We start from the raw sequence: 17,463 nt of genomic DNA on the forward strand, positions 1-17,463 counted from the left end.
GAATTAAAAGCTAGCTTGATATTATTAATGAGCTAGCTTGATAGATTTATGGCATGGCGATAAAAACGAAGTTGATCTTAAAATGGAAAAAGATAAGGAGTTTGTTATTAAATCATTATTTAAAATGGCATCATTTTTTGTCTTGTTAGTTATAAGTTCAGTTTTTGGTTTTTTATCGCTTACCACTGAAATGGGCTTAGCTATTTTAGCGGGTGCATTAGGTTTAGCCTTTTCAAATATCGATAAAATATCTAAATTCAAAGGTGCTGGCTTTGAGGCGGAAATGAATATGGTGCATACCATGTTAGAAAATCAAACCGAGCCGACCTTAGAACAAAAAGAGCAAGCCAAGGCGCAAGCGGAATTAACTCATGATGAAAATTGTATTTTAGTTTGTTTGTTACAAGAGGGTTATACCTGGCGTTATGCTAATACCATTTCCGCCGAAACCGGCATTAGCCAAACACAAACCGGCGCTTACCTTCACGCTTTAATGGCGAAAGGCATGACAAAAAATGGCAAAGGGAGAAACGGTGAAATTTGGTCTATTACTGCGTTAGGAAAAAGTGTTCACCAGCAATATTTATCAAAGAACATTAAAACCAACAAACCTTAAAGGTATTATATCTACTCTCAATACTAACAATAATATAGGCTTCTTTTTTAATGATAAGCTTAGTTATCAATATATTGCTTTTGATATCTTAGTCAGTTACAACTATTTTACTAATTGGAAAATATTACCCATGCGCGTCGCCGTTGCTCAGTTTGCCACTTCATCAAATAGCCAAGAAAATACAGCAATTTGTCTTCGTATGATAGACCAAGCTGCCGCATGTAAGCCCGATATAATTGTGCTGCCAGAGCTTTGCCATAGCGAAAGTTTTTATGTGCAGTATGACGCAGAATTAAACCTATCCAAAGGAGGTAAGCAAGCTCGGTGTGATATGTTCGCTGAAAATGATGATTGTCTGTTAAATATAGCAAAGCGTGCTACTAAACATGGCTGTTATATTGCTATAAGCGTTCCAGTTAAAGCAAGTGTTAAGCAGGGGTTATATATCGCTTCTTATTTAATTTCACCATCAGGTGAGCTTTTTCAGCAAAACAAAAATGCCTATACAGCCAATGTTGAAAACGGTTTGAACAGTAATATTGGTGACGTTACAAACGTGGGTGATACAAGATTTGGCAAGCTAGCCTTAATACATGCAGATGATTTAGTTAGCTTTAAAGCTTCGCGGCAATTAGCCAAAACAGGCGCGCAATTATTGTGTCAGTCAAGTAACACCATTTTACGTGATAACAGTGAGCTTTATGGTGCTGCTCGCGCCAAGGAAAACAATGTGTTTGTCGCTATTGCCAACAAAATCAGTAGCTATGACTCAACAGCAGGCAATGAAGATGAGTTGCTAATAAATTCACGCTTACATGACTATTTAGCTAAGGTTTGTCAAAGCCAAATTATTGCACCCGATGGTAGTATATTGGCAAAAATGCCGCACAATCAAGAAGGCTTTATATTTGCCGATATTGACCTTGCAAACGCTGGGTACAGCAATAAATTACGCACTGATAATACCTGTGTTAGTAGCCAATTACGGCCTGAGCTTTATCAAGACTTTGCACAGCAAATAAAAGCAAGTCAGTTAAGCAAAGCCCCTGAAACCGTCAATGTTGCGATATTCGCCACCTACAAAGCCAATGAATACGCGATTGAAGATGTTTGTCATTATATTGAAAATAACCTCAGTGATATTATTCAGTTGCCGGAATTGTTTTTTGTGAGCGATAAGGCGCTGACTCAAGAAACCCACCAAAGAGTTGGTGTAGAAGACTTGTGTAACCAATTGATTGATAAAATCAGCGCAACATTACGACCATTTCAATATGTTTGTACCAGTTTAATTATTGATGGCACTCATCAGGCGGTCATTATAAGTGAGCATGGGCTATTTGCTCGTCAGCCGCAGTTACATTTTTGTCAAAGGTATCAATGGACGACACTAGCTGATGAGATAAAAATTGTTGAATTACCGTTAGAGCAAGGTGCGATAAAGCTGGCAATGTTTACCGCAGATGATGCGAATGTACCTGAACTTGTTGATGTTGTAGCATCAATGGGAATACATTTACTACTGGTGCCGTTTGATATTCAGTCGCCAAAGGAAGTGGAGTTGAGCTTGCTTGCGCAAGCGGCTGAGCATAAGTTTTGTGTTGTTGCTGCAACACGTGAAAAAAGCTTTAGCAAAGCTTTACTTAATAATAATGCCAGTAACGATGAAAAAGCTGAAAAGTCGACAGGGTTTATCGCCAGTTTGCCAAAACAGCAGAATTTAGCAAGTTTGTTAAACTCGAAAAAGTTTACCGGCTATTTTGATAAACCGATAGTGAAGCAGCAGTATGGCAAAATAACCAAAGCCTTAATACATCCAGTATTGGCCCATAACATGGGCCATGCTTAAATAGTTTCTAATTGACATTTATTGCAATACAGAAATGAGCGATGAATGATTTAAAATTATAAAAAGCAATGCTGCACGCATACCATACTTTACATTATGGTCGATAATTTCCAGCTTCAATGTCTTCTATTATTTTCTCGGCCAATTCATCTAATTTTCGTTTACGTAATCGATTTTGATTGGCAAATTTATCTAAGCTTTGGTCAGATATATTTGAATGTTCAGGTGAAAATAACAGCAGCACTTTCATCCATACATAGGCGTTGTCATATTGTTTAAGTTTAAGATATGAACCCGAAATAGATTGCATAATTTCAACACTAAATTCTATATGACGAAGTGGGTATGTCAGCGAGTTTTTAAAAAATCGAATAGATTTTTGTATGTTTGATTTTTGATAAATCGTGCCTAATAAATATTGCCCGCCCATGGACCTCATACTTTTGCTGCTTTCTAATGCAGTCAGTTTGGCTTTTGCCTCCATATTATTATGACGATTCCACTGAATATATAGAAAACCTGGATATTCAGAATGCTTTGTTTGTTCGGTAATTTCAGCTACTTTTTGGTTTGCCAGCTGCAAGTTATTTATACGTTTGTCTTTTGTTGCTTTGATCTTAACATATTGAACGCCCAGAAAAGGTTCAATACATTGTGCATAATTCTCATAGGCTAATAGCAAGTAATATAGAGGGCGATCTTCACCTGTTTGTTTTGCTAGGCTGTTTTGGGCAATTAAATGCTTATGTTCTTTCAGACAATAGTTATCAGGCTTTAAATCGATACAGATATTGGAATTAGCATCGCATTGCCCGGTATTTGATTGGGCTGTATTTTCTTCATTTGAACATGCAAAAAGTAGGCATGTCAGTAGTGCTAATATTTTTTTCATTTCTCTCTTCCAAGCTGAGTTGTTTATTATATTAAAATTTCAGATGTATTGAGTATGTCAGCAATAACTATTTTTTTAATACTAGTTTACATGGTTTGTTTATAAAACTTTATTGGTGATACTTGGTAAACAAATAGCTATTTAAATATAAATTAATTGTCTATTAAAGGAAGGTAAATTTTGCTCAAAACTCTGTATTAGATCAAAGCTCGAAACATTAATGTCTGTAAAATCCTTCTTAACATCAGCTCTTTGTTGCAATGTTTTTTTAATTGTCGATATAGCGCGTATGTCATTAACATCTTGAGATAATTTATGTTGTATTTATATTTAGGTTATATTGTTGCACAATCGTATGCAGTGACTGAAAAGCTTGTTACCTCAAGCATTTCGCCGCTTGCCATGTTCTTCTCTATAGTCGTGTTTATTATTTGGTCAAGTTTCCCTGTGGCTGGGTATTTAGTTGCTAAAGGTTTTAATGCTCAAGGTAGCTTAAATAGCAAAGCGCTATTTATTTGTGGTTTTATGCTCGGTTTTGTCGAAAATATTTTGTTTTATCTCGACATACTGCCGTATGGTTGGGAAAGCGCAGGTAGTTTTATTGTGTTTGCGATGTCATTTGCGTTAGCTTTTCTATCTTTACCAAAACCAGTAAAGTTAGCGCATATTTAAGTTAGCACTTTACTGGCATTAGAGCTTTTGCAACGCTAGTACTTTGAAAGGATTAACCCAGCACACCATGTTTAATTTCTTGCTGGGTTTGTTCTACTACGTCGGCTAGCAAATCAATGATTTTGTGAACGCTGCTGGGCAGTTGTTCAACATCGATGGCGTCAATCAGGTTTTTCACTTCTAACCCCAGTTCGGTATCGCCTTCAATATGCAAACGACGTTGAAAAAACAAGGTATCTGGGTCTTGTTTACGGCCGGCAATTAGCAATAAGTCGTCACCCGTTGCGCTAAAACTTACGTCTTCTTTAATGGCGAGCTCAGGTGCTGCCATAATTAAGTTATCGCCTTCAAAGCTTAGCCACCAATGTAGGTCAATATCTGTTATTGATATTTTCAACCATTTATCGTTTAAAAACTCGAAGTCGCCGTCTGCAATCGCTTCTTTAAATACTGAGTGTAATGCCGGTAGCAGCATCGACTTTTGCAAGCGAAATGGCACTAAGCGTAAGCTAGGTTTTAGCATTTTCGGTAATAAAGTTAGTGCACGACGACGAACACTAAAAGGTAATTTCTGTAAATTGAAATGTTCAGTGATTTGATTGTTCAAGGTAATTTCCATACCAGTTGTACGACTTTATTGCTTTGTCATTACATTTGGTTGACTGAGCTAAATTATAACAGACACATTAGCATGTCAGTTCCAATGCTTTTATGAAGCAGATCAAGTTAGCAAGTAATATGACCTTAGTTAATTTATATCAAATAATCTCCAACTGAACCTAGGTACACTGCTAAACAAAATAAATTCTGGTTTGGATGATATGGAACTATTGTGTCCAGCAGGTAATTTACCTGCGTTGAAAACAGCAATCGATAACGGGGCTGATGCCGTATATATTGGCATGAAAGACGACACTAATGCCCGTCATTTTGCGGGTCTTAACTTTAATGATGGTAAATTGGCTAAAGGAGCTGACTATGTGCATCAACATGGGAAAAAGTTGCATGTAGCTATCAATACCTTTGCGCATCCTGACGGCGAAGAGCGCTGGCGAAAAGCAGTTGATAATGCTGTCGCTATTGGCACAGATGCGTTAATTATTGCTGATTTAGGCGTGCTTGATTACGCGGCGACAAAATACCCTGATGTTGAACGCCATGTTTCAGTACAAGCTTCAACAACCAATCTAGAAGCAATCAAATTTTTTAAAAATAACTTTGACGTTGAACGTGTTGTTTTGCCACGAGTATTGTCGGTGCAACAAGTGCGTCAGTTAGCTAAAACGAGTCCGGTAAAGTTAGAAGTTTTTGCCTTTGGTAGTTTGTGCATTATGTCGGAAGGGCGTTGCTATTTATCTTCCTATATGACCGGTGAGTCACCTAATACCGCCGGCGCTTGTTCACCTGCAAAATATGTTCGTTGGCAAGAAACCGACAAAGGCCTAGAAAGTCGTTTAAATAATGTCTTAATTGATCGCTATCAAAGTGATGAAAATGCCGGTTACCCAACGTTATGTAAAGGTCGTTTTGAAGTTGACAATAATGTTTATCACGCACTTGAAGAGCCAACCAGTTTAAACACACTAGAGCTTATTCCTGAGCTGGTGAAAATGGGCATTGCCTCAGTAAAAATTGAAGGTCGTCAACGTAGCCCTGCCTATGTTGAACAAGTTGCGAAAACTTGGCGTATGGCACTAGATCGCTTCGCGGAAAACCCTGAAAAGTACGATGTCGAACAAGCGTGGATGAATACCTTAGCTAACCTATCAGAAGGTAGTCAAACCACCTTAGGTGCTTATCATCGTAAATGGCAATAAGTTGTAATACTGACTTATAGGCTAAACCACAATAGTTGGAAAAAATATGAAATTTTCTCTTGGGCCGAGTTTGTTCTTTTGGCCAAAAAATGACGTTGAAACATATTATCAACAGGCATTAACGAGTAAAGCCGATATCATTTATTTAGGTGAAACGGTTTGTTCAAAGCGTCGAGAACTACGTGCGAAAGACTGGATAAACTTAGCGAAAGAGCTCGCGCAAAATAGTGATAAGCAAATTGTCTTATCAACCATGGCTTTACTGGAATCGCCAGCAGAAATTCAAACCATGCGCCGTTTATGCGGTAATGGTGAACTGTTAATTGAAGCCAATGACTTAAGTGCTGTACAAATGATGCATGAGTTAAATTTACCTTTCGTTGCTGGTCCGGCAATTAATTGCTACAACATTGCTACTTTAAAGGTACTACTTAAACAAGGTATGAGCCGTTGGGTGATGCCGGTTGAGCTTTCTGGTGATTGGTTAAAAACGCTCTTGCAACAAGCAACTGATGCAAATATTCGTGAGCAATTTGAATGTGAAGTATTTTCTTGGGGTTATATGCCGTTAGCTTATTCCGCTCGCTGCTTTACGGCGCGTTCAGAAGATAGACCCAAAGATGATTGTCAGTATTGTTGTATCAAATATCCGCAAGGGCGCAAAATGAATAGCCGAGAAGGAGAGCGGGTGTTTATTTTAAATGGTATTCAAACCATGTCAGGTTATCAATATAACTTAGTTAATGAAGTGCCTGAAATGGCAAATATTGGGGTTGATATTGCCCGTATTAGTGCCGATGACGAAAAAGCTTTTACTATGCTCGACCGTTTTGGTAATCAACTGAAAAATCCAGAAAAATATCCACTTGATGGCGTTGAAGAATGCAATGGCTATTGGCATAAAATTGCCGGCATGTCAGTGGCGTAAATCACTACAGAAATATACAACTGCCAATAATATGATGTTAATTGGTATGAATGAGAACATAAAAGGTTATTAATATGTACCAGTTAAATGCTGATGAATTTAATCAAGAGCATTTTTTACGTGACTATTGGCAAAAGAAGCCTGTGGTTATTCGCCAAGGTTTTAAACACTTTATCGATCCAATTAGTGCTGATGAAATTGCCGGTTTAGCCTGTGAAGAGCAGGTAGAGTCGCGTTTAGTGTATAAACAAGGTGAGCAGTGGCATGCTGAATTCGGTCCATTTGATTCATATGAACATTTAGGTGATAAAAATTGGTCGTTGGTTGTACAAGCACTTGATAACTGGTCGGAAGAAGCTGCGCAAATGATTGAACCATTTCGCTTTTTACCGCACTGGCGTTTAGATGATTTAATGGTGAGTTTTGCCACACCTGGTGGCGGAGTAGGCCCACATATAGATTGGTACGATGTTTTTATTTGCCAAGGCTCAGGTAAGCGAAATTGGCGCGTTGGTGATAAAGGCCAGCATCGCGAATATGCAGCTCATGCAGCTTTGTTGCACGTTGAGCCATTTGACGCCATTATTGATGTTGAATTAGCACCTGGCGATATTTTGTATATTCCACCAGGTTTTCCACATGACGGCATTACCTTAGAAACCAGTTTAAGTTTCTCTGTTGGTTTTCGCACCAACTCAGCAGTGAGTTTACTAAGTGGTTTTGCCGACCATTTAATTGACACTGAGCAAGGTGGGCAGTTGATCACCGACCCTGAACGCCAGACAACGCAACATAGTGGCGCCATTTCGGCAAATGATTTTGCGAAAATTAAGCAACATTTCACATCGCTTACTGATAATGACGATATGCTACGTGACTTTATTAGTGTCTTCTACACCCAAGCTAAGCATGAATTAGATTTACAGCCGCATCATGATTTAATCGCTGAAGGTGATATAAAACTGGCGATGACCGAGCATGATTTAAAGCGTTTAGGTGGCGCACGGGCCTTTTATTTTCCTGAAACAATTACTGCTGGCTTTTGTTATATTGATGGCAAAAAAATTGAATTTCCGTCGACGATTGCTGAAATAGTGCAACTGATGTGTGACTGTGTTGTTATTACGCCTGCGCAATTAAAACCTTGGATAAACAATTGTGACTTTATACAGTTTATTGCCCAACAACTTGCTGCTGGCTATTGGTATTTCTCAGATTAAACATTGCTAAATAGCATGAAATGGCGATAATAGCGTCGCCTTTTTTCATTACAGTGATAGCGAAATTCTCAGCAATGCGTCTTGATAAATTTATTTGTAAAAGTACCGAACTAACCCGTAGCGAAGCCAAAAAAGTGTTAAAAATGGGCAAAGTTCGAGTAAATGAAGAAGTGATCAAAGATCCGTCAACGCAAGTGCATGAAAATAATAGTATCACTATTGAGGGGCAACAACTTACGGCACGAAGCTCTCGCTATATTTTGCTACACAAGCCTGTTGATACCATTTGTTCTAATGTTGATGAAATGTACCCGTCACTATTGCATTTAATTGATGTTGATAGAGTGTTTGATATGCACATTGCCGGGCGCTTAGATGCTGATACGACTGGGCTAGTACTGGTTACCGATGATGGCCGTTGGTCACATAATATTATTTCCCCAAAAAAGCAGTGCGAGAAAGTTTATCGTGTCTGGCTCCGTAACCCCCTTAAGGATGATACGGCGGAAAAATTTACTCACGGTGTGCAATTACAAGGTGAAAATGGCTTAACACGGCCAGCTAAACTAGAAAAAATTGCTGACCAAGAAGTACTGCTAACCATAACTGAAGGTAAATACCACCAAGTTAAGCGTATGTTTGCGGCTGTTGGTAACAAAGTAGTTGGCTTACACCGCGAACAAATTGGGCCAATAAAGTTAGCTAACTTACCACTTGGTGAGTGGCGCTACTTATCAGATAGTGAAGTTAAAGCCTTTTTATAATCATTATTCTTGCCAATATTTTTGCTAGTCGTTTTTTAGCAATTTATTACATTCTACACGCAAACATTAAGTCGTTATTAGTTTTCACGTCTGGCCGAGTTGTGTTTTTTCTTTGTAAGCTTATCTTTTCATGCCTACAGAATGTTAACTTAGCAAAGCAGCTTTTTAATAAATTAGCCACAACGGCTTTGTATCGCAGCTAATTGTTACGGCGAAACAAGGTGAAAGTGAAGAAGTTACGCTAGAATAAAGCGTGAATATCGTGAAAGCGGCTTTTATTCAATCTATATTCCCAACAGATTATAATGAATGAAGGAGATACAACATGGCTAGTTGTTTTAAGGATTGGTTAAATTGTATGAGAGGGTGTTCACGACTCCCTGGTACGGCAGATCAAATAGCCTGTGCCGCTGATTGTGATCTTGATCTTGCTCGATGTGTGAGAGATTCGCTTTTTATGACCTCTTCAGAAGATGCATTGGTGCTAGCGCGAACGATAAGATCAGGCTTTCCTTTACCACTGGAATACTTAGTAAAAGATGAAGTCGGCAATGAAGTTGACCCATGCTTTAATATTAAAGGCTTAGTTGATAGCGCATATGAAAATAAGCCATTAACAGAATTAGTTGATGCCCCCGTTTCGGTGATCAAAGGTGTTTCCGCTGGTGATGCCAAAGTACTTGCTGAAACTTTTAATATTAAAACCGTACGAGACTTTGCTAATCATGAGTTTGCTAAGCATGCTCGCAGTATTGTGAAGCAAGCCGATCTAGATGATTGTTAATAGCAGTGACTAAATCTATAATTTTATTAGAAGGTATATGCTGAGCACTAACTTTTTATCGAGTTAGTGCTTTTATTTTTGATAATATCGCACTTTAGTGTGTTATTTCTTAGCTGCCATGGCTAAGTTTTGCGTATGAAGTAGTAACTTTACATCGCCTACTTGCCCATGGCCCGGTACAACTCGCTGTACATTGGGATATCGAGTAATAAGTTTTTGTATAGACCTTGGCCACTGTTCTATGTCTGCATCACCGGTATAGCCAAGTGTTTTACTGTTTAAACTTTTTACTAGGCAGCCACCAAACAATAGCTGATGCTCAGGTAACCACACAACAATGTTATCACTTGAATGTCCTGCGCCGGGGTAAAATACTTCAATGCTCTGGTCAATATAGCTTTGTTGCTTTGTCTGTGAGTTTTTGCTTAATAAGCTATGCTTGGCTGCTTGCTTATTATTTGCTTTTAGTAATTTATTTGTTAATTCATAAGCATAGGTTTCGACCGATAAACTATTTAAATAAGGTATTCCTGCTGCTCTGTCGCCATGAAAATGCGTTGAAATAGTGCCCTTTAGTGTTAAGCCTTGTTCAGCTATCCATGACACTAACTTTTTTGTATCTGCAATTGTCCAAGGCGTATCAATAATATGGGCATCTTTATCATTAATCACTATAAGTCCGGATGCTGGCACTAACCCGTAACCTTGCACATGCTTATATGAGATATGCTGAAACACATTATTCGCAATGGGGGTTATAGCGAGTGGTAGGTGTTCTTGTTCAGTCAAGGTGGCGTGGGCTATCGCCTTGACGGGGCTTAAAAGTAAAAAGGTAAAAAAACAAAATGTAAATATACAGGAGATAATTTTATTGTGCATAGGAGCAACCCATTTCAAAACAACATGTAGCATATCACTGCTTTGCAAATATTGTTAACTAAAGGTTTGAAGGTGTTGAAATTTGACGCATGTTTTTACCGTAGTGCCGTGAGCCTTTATACAAAACTGGGGTTAAGCTATGCACTTATGCTAGGCAATTACTTGATAACTCGCCCCTCTAATTCGAACAATAATTATACCACTAAGCGCAACACGCTCTATGGAGAGAGGTTATTTTTAATCATGTATTTAAACCAATAAAAAATTAAACTTTTAATTTCTACTGCCGACTTTATAAACAACAGATAATAACTTTAGTAATGAAAGCCGAGAAATTGTATGGACGTAATAGCAGAATTATTGCCGCCTAGTTATAGTGTGAAAGCAGAGCCTTCTGCCAAGGATAGTCGACGTCAGCAACAAGAACGGAAAAAACCTAGGCAGACACAAACGAAAACTACCAGCATAAAAATTACGTCAAGTATGGCACCTGAAGTTGAGCGTCGTACTGGAGAAGATCGTCGACAAAAAAAAGTTAATCGTGGTAGATGGTTAGAGTCACGTGATAAAAATGATCGTAGAGCCAGTAGCTCAACAATATTTGTTCGGGTTTGATATGGTAATTGAAAAAATCGACACTATTTTACCATTTTTATTATTCGGTAATTACTTCACCTAAGCTGGGTATTATTTTAGGAATATGTCGATACTTGGCTAATATCTTTTCAATTTCACCAGACGTTTTCAGAATTTCAATAGCCTGATTGATACTTTTAACCGTTAATTTATCCATACTAGGCGCAAATACACAGTGAATGTCGTTGTCGTTTAAAACTGTAACAGAGTCTTCAATGTTTTTGGTAAAATACGATGCTTCAACAGAGGCACTGATAAAGCCTGCCACTTTATTCTTCCGATATTTTTGAAAGCTTTCGGCTGGGGTTAGGCTAGATACTGGGAGAATATTTTTATTTTTTATAAGCGTGATTAATTCAGGGTAAATATAGCCTAACGTTGTACCTATTTTCAATTGCTTGTAATTTGCTAGCTCTGTTATTGAGGTAATACCTTTTCGGTTGATCAAAATATCTGGGTTTTTATAAAGCACCTCACTCCACTGCAAGCTCGTGAGTTTATACCATTTAGGGTTTGCAACGCAGTGCATATCAATGATGTTTTTCATTAATGACTGGGTAATACGCTTACGTGGAATAGGGAGAAACTCAAGCTTTACTGCTAGCTGCTCAGCGATAGCGTGAGTTATATCGTATAAAATACCACTTGTGGGCTGGCCCGTGTCATTAAAAAATAATAGAGGCGCAATGTTTTGTCGATAGAAAGATGTACGAAGGATTTGCTGATCTGCATAGGAAAAATCAGCGAAAACGAGCAACATAATTACGATAATTTTATTTAGTCGCTTCATTGCGAGTGCATACCTTCGTATTATGACGACAGAGCTATATATTATTTTTTCGGGTTTAGTTGATTAAATTTTGCCATTTGTTCTTCTGTTGCTGGCAATTGATGTTTTTCTTTCCATTCACTATACGGCATACCGTAAACTTGTTCGCGCGCCGTATCAATATCAAGGTCAACACCTAGTTTTTCTGCTTCGGCAACGGTCCACTTTGAAAAACAGTTACGACAAAAACCGGCTAAATTCATTAATTCTATATTCTGAACGTCTTTTCTATTGTCTAAATGTGCTAATAAACGACGAAAAACGGCGGCTTGTATCTCTATTTCTTTATCCATATTGTCCTCTACATTTAATAAATTATTGGCGGCTAAAAAGCTTAGTTTTCTGCTTCTAGCTGTGGCTTTTTGTATGGCCTAATTTGAACTATCATCCCCATGTAAGGGTGATCAAAATAATGCACTTCACCACTAATGACTCGGCGATTCTGTTTAAAGCGAATCGCTTTTGCTTGAGTTGGAATATCAGTTGTGACTTGCTCATGACTATCAGTTTCAGCCACAGGGCTTTGCGCTAATTTTGCGGTGGCAAGTTCAGCCAAGTTTTTGTCTAAAATATTAAAGTCAGCGGTGATAAACAAATAGTGCTTTAAATGAATATTAAACAAACCTTCAATAAACCAATTTTGTGTTGGTGCGATAGGGGCCGTTATATCGTTTATTTGAGAACTTGGCGTTTCAGCAATTTTTAATGTTAAATCATTATTTTTTATAGTGTTAAGTAGCTGTTCGGTGTCATTGGGGATATCAGATATTTGCGACACGATATTTTCAATGCGCGCTTTTTTAGCTTGCGCCAATAATACGCTTTGGGTTTCTGCAATATTATTATCTATCTCAGGTCGTGCTATGGCTTGCGCTATTGCGTCACTGTTGGCACGCATTTCTAATAACTGAGCTTGTTGAGTTTGGTAATTTTCTACTTGTTTTTGATAGTCAGCGGCAAAATTATCGCCGGCATATATTTTAACGGCCGTAGCTTGTTTTTTAGGACGAGCAACTTGTCGCCATCCCATATGCAATATAGGGCGAAAGTTTTTGCTGTAGCGTAAATCGGTAATTATATCGCTAAGTTGCAACGACTCTTTGTTGAGCAAATGGCTATTGTTGTCAGCAATATTTTCTATAGCGCTAATAGTCAAAGGCATGCTATCAATAGTAAAGCCGTTGTAATCAAAACTGCTATCGTTTGCTTTAAGTTCAGTAAAGCGTTTTTCATCAAGTCGACACCAAATTTGCTGAGACGTTATATCGGCTTTTTTTGTTGTGTATTGAAATTTAAAGCGGCTAAATTCTTGCTCTGCTGCCACAACTAATGCTTGAATTTCTGCACGTTCTTGTTCTGAACGCTCAGGTAGCAATTGCGCTATTGCAGAGTCATTGATACTGCTATTGTCTTGGTTGGTTGTTTCGTTTGGGTTTAATTCTGTAAAATGTGTATTATCACGATAATTTTGCTCTGTGATAATTGCTTCATTTTGCGAATTAAACGCTTGCGGTTCAAGAGCAGGTAGTTGAGCAATATCTGCTAATGATTTTTCTTTAAAAAGTGCCGGTAGTTTTGCATTTTGGCTAACTAAGTCTGCAGGGTAGTAGGGTGATTCACAGTTAGGCAGTAATTGCTTTAAACTTGCGATATCGGGGTTTATATAATCGGCCAGCAGGTCTAACGTACGTCGGTATTTAGGTAGTTCAATACTATCGGGAAAGTGCTCTTTTAGCTGGCTTTTATCGCCAAGTTGGCTAAATAAGATAACCTCAACTTCAAACCATCGGTCTTTATTTTTTCCTGATGCGGCATTGGCTGCTAGTGGTAACACTACGGCAGCGGCACATAGTATAAACTGCTTTAATCTCATTCAAAATCCAGTGGTTAATATCCATTGTTGGCAATTAAAATGACAACATTACTTTCGGATAATAGCAAAGGTTGCTCAATACTTAAATTATCAATCATTTACCTTGGCGTTTATTTTTATCTTTTCGTTGTTGATTACCGTTTAGGCGGTGAGCAAACGGCAATCAACTATCTGCACGTAAATGGTTTGCTAGCTCGTTAATCATAGTGGTAATTAAGATGAAGCGTGTTTTTGCATCTTCACTTGCCTGCTTAAATTTAAGCTTGCTGCCACCTTCCATTTTATAAATTTTAGGCTGTTGCTGAATTAGGCTCATGATGAACATAGGGTCAACTTTGGTATCGCTACTAAACTCAATTGAGCCGCCAGCAGGACCGGCATCAATACGAGATATACCGATTTTTTCCGCTTTGAGTTTAAGTTTTGCAATATGAATTAAGTTTTTCGTTGCTTGTGGTAATAGACCGAAACGGTCAATAAGCTCTACTTGCACGTCATCAAGTGCTTGTTTACTTTTGCAACTAGCAATGCGTTTATAAATACTTAGCCGTAAGCTGACATCAAAAATATAGTCATCAGGTAATAACGCAGGTACGCGTAAATCAACTTCAGTTTGGGTTTTCATTACTTGTTCTAGTGATAACTGTTTGCCATCTTTAAGTGCGGCTACCGCGGCATCAAGCATTTCCATGTACAGGCTAAAACCGACTTGGCTCATTGAACCGCTTTGATCTTCGCCGAGTAATTCACCCGCACCACGAATCTCTAAATCATGGGTTGCCAGAGTGAAACCAGCGCCTAAGTCTTCAAGTGAGGCGATGGCTTCAAGGCGTTTGCGTGCGTCTTTGGTCATGCGTTTTTCGTGTGGCGTTAACAAATAAGCATAAGCTTGATGATGAGAGCGACCAACACGACCGCGAAGTTGATGCAATTGTGCTAAACCTAAATGGTCGGCTCTATCCATAATAATGGTGTTGGCACTTGGTACGTCAATACCGGTTTCAATTATGGTAGTACATACGAGTACGTTGTATCTTTGATGATAAAAATCACTCATAATGCGCTCAAGCTCGCGTTCACGCATTTGCCCGTGAGCGGTAATTATTTTTGCTTCTGGTAATAACGTTTGAATGTCTGCCGCGGTTTTATCTATGGTATCAACATTGTTGTGTAGGAAGTACACCTGACCACCACGTAGTATTTCACGTAATATCGATTCGCGAATTAAGGCGTCATCACGTTGTCTAACAAAGGTTTTTACTGCTAATCGTTTTGCCGGAGGCGTTGCGATTATGGATAAATCGCGCATACCGCCCATCGCCATGTTTAGTGTTCTTGGAATTGGCGTGGCGGTAAGGGTTAGAATATCGACGTTTGAGCGCAATTGCTTAATCTTCTCTTTTTGCTTAACACCAAAGCGATGTTCTTCATCAACAATAAGTAAGCCAAGATCGTGGTACTTAATGCTGTTTTGTAGCAATTTATGAGTGCCGATTAGAATGTCAATTTGACCAGATTCAACATCTTTTATTACTTGGTTTTGTTCTTTTGCCGTTTTAAAGCGTGATAGAACTTCGATGCTTATTGGCCAGTTGGCAAACCGGTCACGAAAGTTTTCATAATGTTGTTGTGCTAATAGCGTTGTTGGTACCAGTATCGCGACTTGCTTAGCGTCGTTTACTGCTACAAATGCCGCTCGCATGGCAACTTCTGTTTTACCAAAACCGACATCACCACATACCAATCTGTCCATGGCTTGTGGCGATAACATATCACTTATTACAGCGTTTATGGCTTGTTCTTGATCTAAAGTTTCTTCAAAGCCAAAACTGTCGGCAAAGGCGCGATACTCATCTTTATCACGCTTAAATGTGTGGCCATGCTTACTGGCTCGTTTAGCATAAATATCAAGTAACTCTGCAGCAACGTCTCGTACTTTTTCTGCAGCTTTTTGTTTGGCTTTGCTCCACGTATCGTTGCCAAGTTTATGTAGTGGTGCATGTTCGGCGTCTGCACCTGAATAGCGACTAATTAAATGTAGGGCGGCAACAGGCACATAAAGCTTAGCTTCACTGGCATAACTTAACACTAAAAATTCGGTGGTGATACCGCCATTTTCTATGGTTTGAAGTCCCATATAACGACCAATACCGTGCTCAATATGCACCACGGGTTGACCAATACTTAATTCCGCTAAGTTTTTAAATATGGCGTCGTTCTGAATATCTTGTTGCTTATTACGACGACGTGTTTGACGAACTATATCACCTAATAATTCGGCTTCAGTAACCAAGGCAATAGCATTTTTTCGGGCAGTACCTTTTGCTTGAAAAATAAAGCCAGCACTAAGCGCGTTAACCGTAATGCCTAAGTTACTATCACTATTGATAAAGTCTTCAATACTGTCAAAATTGCTCGGTTTAAGGTTGTTACGTTGCAGTAATTCTAAAACACTTTCGCGTCGCCCTTGGCTTTCAGCCACAAATAACAATTTTACAGGTGTTTCCTTACTGTCAATAAAGTTGTTTATTAGCTCAAATGGTTGTTTTAACTTGTGATCTATTGTTAAGTCAGGCAATGACTTAACATCAAACTGCACTTGTGCACTTTTTACTTCTTCATCAATTGTTTCTGGCTTTAAGTTAATTCGGTCAAAAGGCTTTAATGCCGTGTAAAGCTCTTCGCTATTGAGGAATAACTGCTGTGGCGGCAGTAGTGGCCGCGTTGGATCATAACGCCTATCTTCGTAGCGATATTCAATATCAGTCCAATAATGGGCGATTGCTTTGTCGATATCACCACTGACAATGACTAAGGTATTGTTAGAGAAATAGTCACATAGGGTGTTAGATTGTTGGAAAAATAACGGTAAGTAATACTCAATACCTGCCGGCATAACACCATTACTGACTTGATGATAAATTGACTCTTTATCTATAGTACTCGTGAACTGTTCTCGGTACTGACTACGAAATAAGTTAATACCGTCGCTGTCGGTTGGAAATTCATGCGCAGGTAATAAATCAATACCGTTTACTTTCTCACTTGAACGCTGATTTTCCGGATCAAATAAACGAATTTCATCGATTTCATCATCAAAAAAGTCAAGTCGATAAGGGGTTTTACTGCCCATAGGAAATAAATCTAAAATGGCGCCACGGGCAGAGAATTCACCGTGCTCCATCACTTGGTCGACGTAGCGATAGCCACTAGCCTCAAGTTCTTGTCTTAATTGGTGTAAGTCTTTTTTATCGCCTTTTTGAATAATTAAACTGTTAGCTTCTAAATATTGTTTTGGTGCCAAGCGCTGCATTAATGTTGTTACAGGTACAATAACGATGCCTTTTTCCATACGCGATAGCTGATACAAGGTTGCTAAGCGCTGAGAAATAATATCTTGGTGTGGTGAAAAGGTATCATACGGTAGTGTTTCCCAGTCGGGAAATAGACAAATAGGCAGCTGTTGTTGATGGTTTAAGCTTGTTAATTCTTGCTCTAAGCGCAAAGCTGACGGAGTATCATGGGTTAGTAAAAGTACAGGTTGAGAAGCTGATAATGCACCATGAAATATTGCGACACTGGCACTACTGCCGGGTAAGTTTTGCCACGTTTTTTTATCGGCATTTTTGCCTCGACTTTTTGCTAAAACCGGATTGAATAAATTAACGTTTTTGCTCATGACTGCTCTTTAATATGATATGGGC

17 protein-coding genes are annotated in these 17,463 nt (G+C 38.7%); 10 read left to right on the forward strand and 7 right to left on the reverse strand.

Going from position 1 to position 17,463, the window contains the following annotated elements:
• Window positions 1-37 precede the first annotated feature (37 nt).
• A complete protein-coding gene (locus AC27HL_RS09170; RefSeq protein ID WP_487080666.1) occupies window positions 38-616 on the forward strand; it encodes a hypothetical protein in 579 nt (192 codons plus the stop codon).
• A complete protein-coding gene (locus AC27HL_RS09175) occupies window positions 567-2,465 on the forward strand; it encodes a nitrilase-related carbon-nitrogen hydrolase (protein ID WP_487080667.1) in 1,899 nt (632 codons plus the stop codon). The genes AC27HL_RS09170 and AC27HL_RS09175 overlap by 50 nt, the downstream gene beginning before the upstream one ends.
• 94 nt (window positions 2,466-2,559) lie before the next feature.
• Here AC27HL_RS09175 and AC27HL_RS09180 read toward each other — a convergent pair whose 3' ends face one another.
• The gene (locus AC27HL_RS09180) at window positions 2,560-3,357 is read right to left on the reverse strand and encodes a DUF2989 domain-containing protein (protein ID WP_487080668.1); all 798 of its coding nucleotides are present in this window, start codon (window positions 3,355-3,357) and stop codon (window positions 2,560-2,562) included.
• 315 nt (window positions 3,358-3,672) lie between these two features.
• On the opposite strand from AC27HL_RS09180, the gene AC27HL_RS09185 reads away from it, so the two are divergent.
• Window positions 3,673-4,029: a hypothetical protein gene (locus AC27HL_RS09185; protein WP_487080669.1), complete on the forward strand. Its 357-nt coding sequence runs from the start codon at window positions 3,673-3,675 to the stop codon at window positions 4,027-4,029.
• Window positions 4,030-4,081: 52 nt separating this feature from the next.
• On the opposite strand, the gene ubiT is transcribed toward AC27HL_RS09185, so the two are convergent.
• Window positions 4,082-4,636, reverse strand: a complete 555-nt coding sequence (gene ubiT, locus AC27HL_RS09190; RefSeq protein WP_487080670.1) for a ubiquinone anaerobic biosynthesis accessory factor UbiT — start codon at window positions 4,634-4,636, stop codon at window positions 4,082-4,084.
• A 214-nt stretch (window positions 4,637-4,850) separates the two neighbouring features.
• Here ubiT and ubiU point away from each other — a divergent pair, with 214 nt between their 5' ends.
• The 5 genes from ubiU to AC27HL_RS09215 all read left to right on the forward strand — a co-directional run bounded on the left by ubiU (window position 4,851) and on the right by AC27HL_RS09215 (window position 9,542).
• A complete protein-coding gene (gene ubiU, locus AC27HL_RS09195; protein WP_487080671.1) occupies window positions 4,851-5,846 on the forward strand; it encodes a ubiquinone anaerobic biosynthesis protein UbiU in 996 nt (331 codons plus the stop codon).
• Window positions 5,847-5,892: 46 nt separating this feature from the next.
• Complete coding sequence (locus AC27HL_RS09200; protein WP_487080672.1) at window positions 5,893-6,774, forward strand: U32 family peptidase; 882 nt, start codon at window positions 5,893-5,895, stop codon at window positions 6,772-6,774.
• Window positions 6,775-6,848: 74 nt separating this feature from the next.
• Complete coding sequence (locus AC27HL_RS09205; protein WP_487080673.1) at window positions 6,849-7,994, forward strand: cupin domain-containing protein; 1,146 nt, start codon at window positions 6,849-6,851, stop codon at window positions 7,992-7,994.
• A gap of 74 nt (window positions 7,995-8,068) precedes the next feature.
• Window positions 8,069-8,758, forward strand: a complete 690-nt coding sequence (locus AC27HL_RS09210) for a pseudouridine synthase (RefSeq protein WP_487080759.1) — start codon at window positions 8,069-8,071, stop codon at window positions 8,756-8,758.
• A 325-nt stretch (window positions 8,759-9,083) separates the two neighbouring features.
• Window positions 9,084-9,542, forward strand: coding sequence for a hypothetical protein (locus tag AC27HL_RS09215; RefSeq protein ID WP_487080674.1), 459 nt, complete (start codon window positions 9,084-9,086; stop codon window positions 9,540-9,542).
• Window positions 9,543-9,644: 102 nt separating this feature from the next.
• On the opposite strand, the gene bla is transcribed toward AC27HL_RS09215, so the two are convergent.
• Entirely contained in the window at window positions 9,645-10,331 is a 687-nt protein-coding gene (gene bla / locus AC27HL_RS09220) for a subclass B1 metallo-beta-lactamase (protein WP_487080675.1), read from the reverse strand.
• 429 nt (window positions 10,332-10,760) lie between these two features.
• On the opposite strand from bla, the gene AC27HL_RS09225 reads away from it, so the two are divergent.
• Window positions 10,761-11,036 carry a hypothetical protein gene (locus AC27HL_RS09225; RefSeq protein ID WP_487080676.1) on the forward strand — a complete coding sequence of 92 codons (276 nt, stop codon included), beginning with the start codon at window positions 10,761-10,763 and terminating at the stop codon, window positions 11,034-11,036.
• Between the two features lie 40 nt (window positions 11,037-11,076).
• Here the strand turns inward: AC27HL_RS09225 and AC27HL_RS09230 are convergent, their stop codons facing one another.
• From AC27HL_RS09230 to AC27HL_RS09240, 3 genes are read right to left on the reverse strand one after another with little or no spacing between them, the layout of a single operon-like run.
• Complete coding sequence (locus tag AC27HL_RS09230) at window positions 11,077-11,847, reverse strand: substrate-binding periplasmic protein (protein ID WP_487080677.1); 771 nt, start codon at window positions 11,845-11,847, stop codon at window positions 11,077-11,079.
• Between the two features lie 41 nt (window positions 11,848-11,888).
• Window positions 11,889-12,179, reverse strand: coding sequence for a DUF1244 domain-containing protein (locus AC27HL_RS09235; protein ID WP_487080678.1), 291 nt, complete (start codon window positions 12,177-12,179; stop codon window positions 11,889-11,891).
• Between the two features lie 41 nt (window positions 12,180-12,220).
• Window positions 12,221-13,759, reverse strand: coding sequence for a CsiV family protein (locus tag AC27HL_RS09240; protein ID WP_487080679.1), 1,539 nt, complete (start codon window positions 13,757-13,759; stop codon window positions 12,221-12,223).
• Window positions 13,760-13,798: 39 nt separating this feature from the next.
• Here AC27HL_RS09240 and AC27HL_RS09245 point away from each other — a divergent pair, with 39 nt between their 5' ends.
• The gene (locus AC27HL_RS09245) at window positions 13,799-13,960 is read left to right on the forward strand and encodes a hypothetical protein (protein ID WP_487080680.1); all 162 of its coding nucleotides are present in this window, start codon (window positions 13,799-13,801) and stop codon (window positions 13,958-13,960) included.
• Here the strand turns inward: AC27HL_RS09245 and mfd are convergent.
• Window positions 13,923-17,438, reverse strand: coding sequence for a transcription-repair coupling factor (gene mfd / locus AC27HL_RS09250; RefSeq protein WP_487080681.1), 3,516 nt, complete (start codon window positions 17,436-17,438; stop codon window positions 13,923-13,925). The genes AC27HL_RS09245 and mfd overlap by 38 nt on opposite strands.
• Window positions 17,439-17,463 lie beyond the last annotated feature (25 nt).

Source organism: Colwellia aquaemaris, from assembly GCF_057548755.1.

What these genes read in the sequence shown, in the direction of transcription:
- ubiU (WP_487080671.1), top strand. Translation starts at nt 4,851, where the DNA reads ATGGAACTATTGTGTCCAGCAGGTAATTTACCTGCGTTGAAAACAGCA.
- AC27HL_RS09200 (WP_487080672.1), top strand. Translation starts at nt 5,893, where the DNA reads ATGAAATTTTCTCTTGGGCCGAGTTTGTTCTTTTGGCCAAAAAATGAC.
- AC27HL_RS09225 (WP_487080676.1), top strand. Translation starts at nt 10,761, where the DNA reads ATGGACGTAATAGCAGAATTATTGCCGCCTAGTTATAGTGTGAAAGCA.
- AC27HL_RS09210 (WP_487080759.1), top strand. Translation starts at nt 8,069, where the DNA reads ATGCGTCTTGATAAATTTATTTGTAAAAGTACCGAACTAACCCGTAGC.
- AC27HL_RS09185 (WP_487080669.1), top strand. Translation starts at nt 3,673, where the DNA reads ATGTTGTATTTATATTTAGGTTATATTGTTGCACAATCGTATGCAGTG.
- AC27HL_RS09205 (WP_487080673.1), top strand. Translation starts at nt 6,849, where the DNA reads ATGTACCAGTTAAATGCTGATGAATTTAATCAAGAGCATTTTTTACGT.
- AC27HL_RS09180 (WP_487080668.1), bottom strand. Translation starts at nt 3,357, where the DNA reads ATGAAAAAAATATTAGCACTACTGACATGCCTACTTTTTGCATGTTCA.
- AC27HL_RS09230 (WP_487080677.1), bottom strand. Translation starts at nt 11,847, where the DNA reads ATGAAGCGACTAAATAAAATTATCGTAATTATGTTGCTCGTTTTCGCT.
- mfd (WP_487080681.1), bottom strand. Translation starts at nt 17,438, where the DNA reads ATGAGCAAAAACGTTAATTTATTCAATCCGGTTTTAGCAAAAAGTCGA.
- AC27HL_RS09245 (WP_487080680.1), top strand. Translation starts at nt 13,799, where the DNA reads ATGACAACATTACTTTCGGATAATAGCAAAGGTTGCTCAATACTTAAA.
- AC27HL_RS09215 (WP_487080674.1), top strand. Translation starts at nt 9,084, where the DNA reads ATGGCTAGTTGTTTTAAGGATTGGTTAAATTGTATGAGAGGGTGTTCA.
- AC27HL_RS09235 (WP_487080678.1), bottom strand. Translation starts at nt 12,179, where the DNA reads ATGGATAAAGAAATAGAGATACAAGCCGCCGTTTTTCGTCGTTTATTA.
- AC27HL_RS09240 (WP_487080679.1), bottom strand. Translation starts at nt 13,759, where the DNA reads ATGAGATTAAAGCAGTTTATACTATGTGCCGCTGCCGTAGTGTTACCA.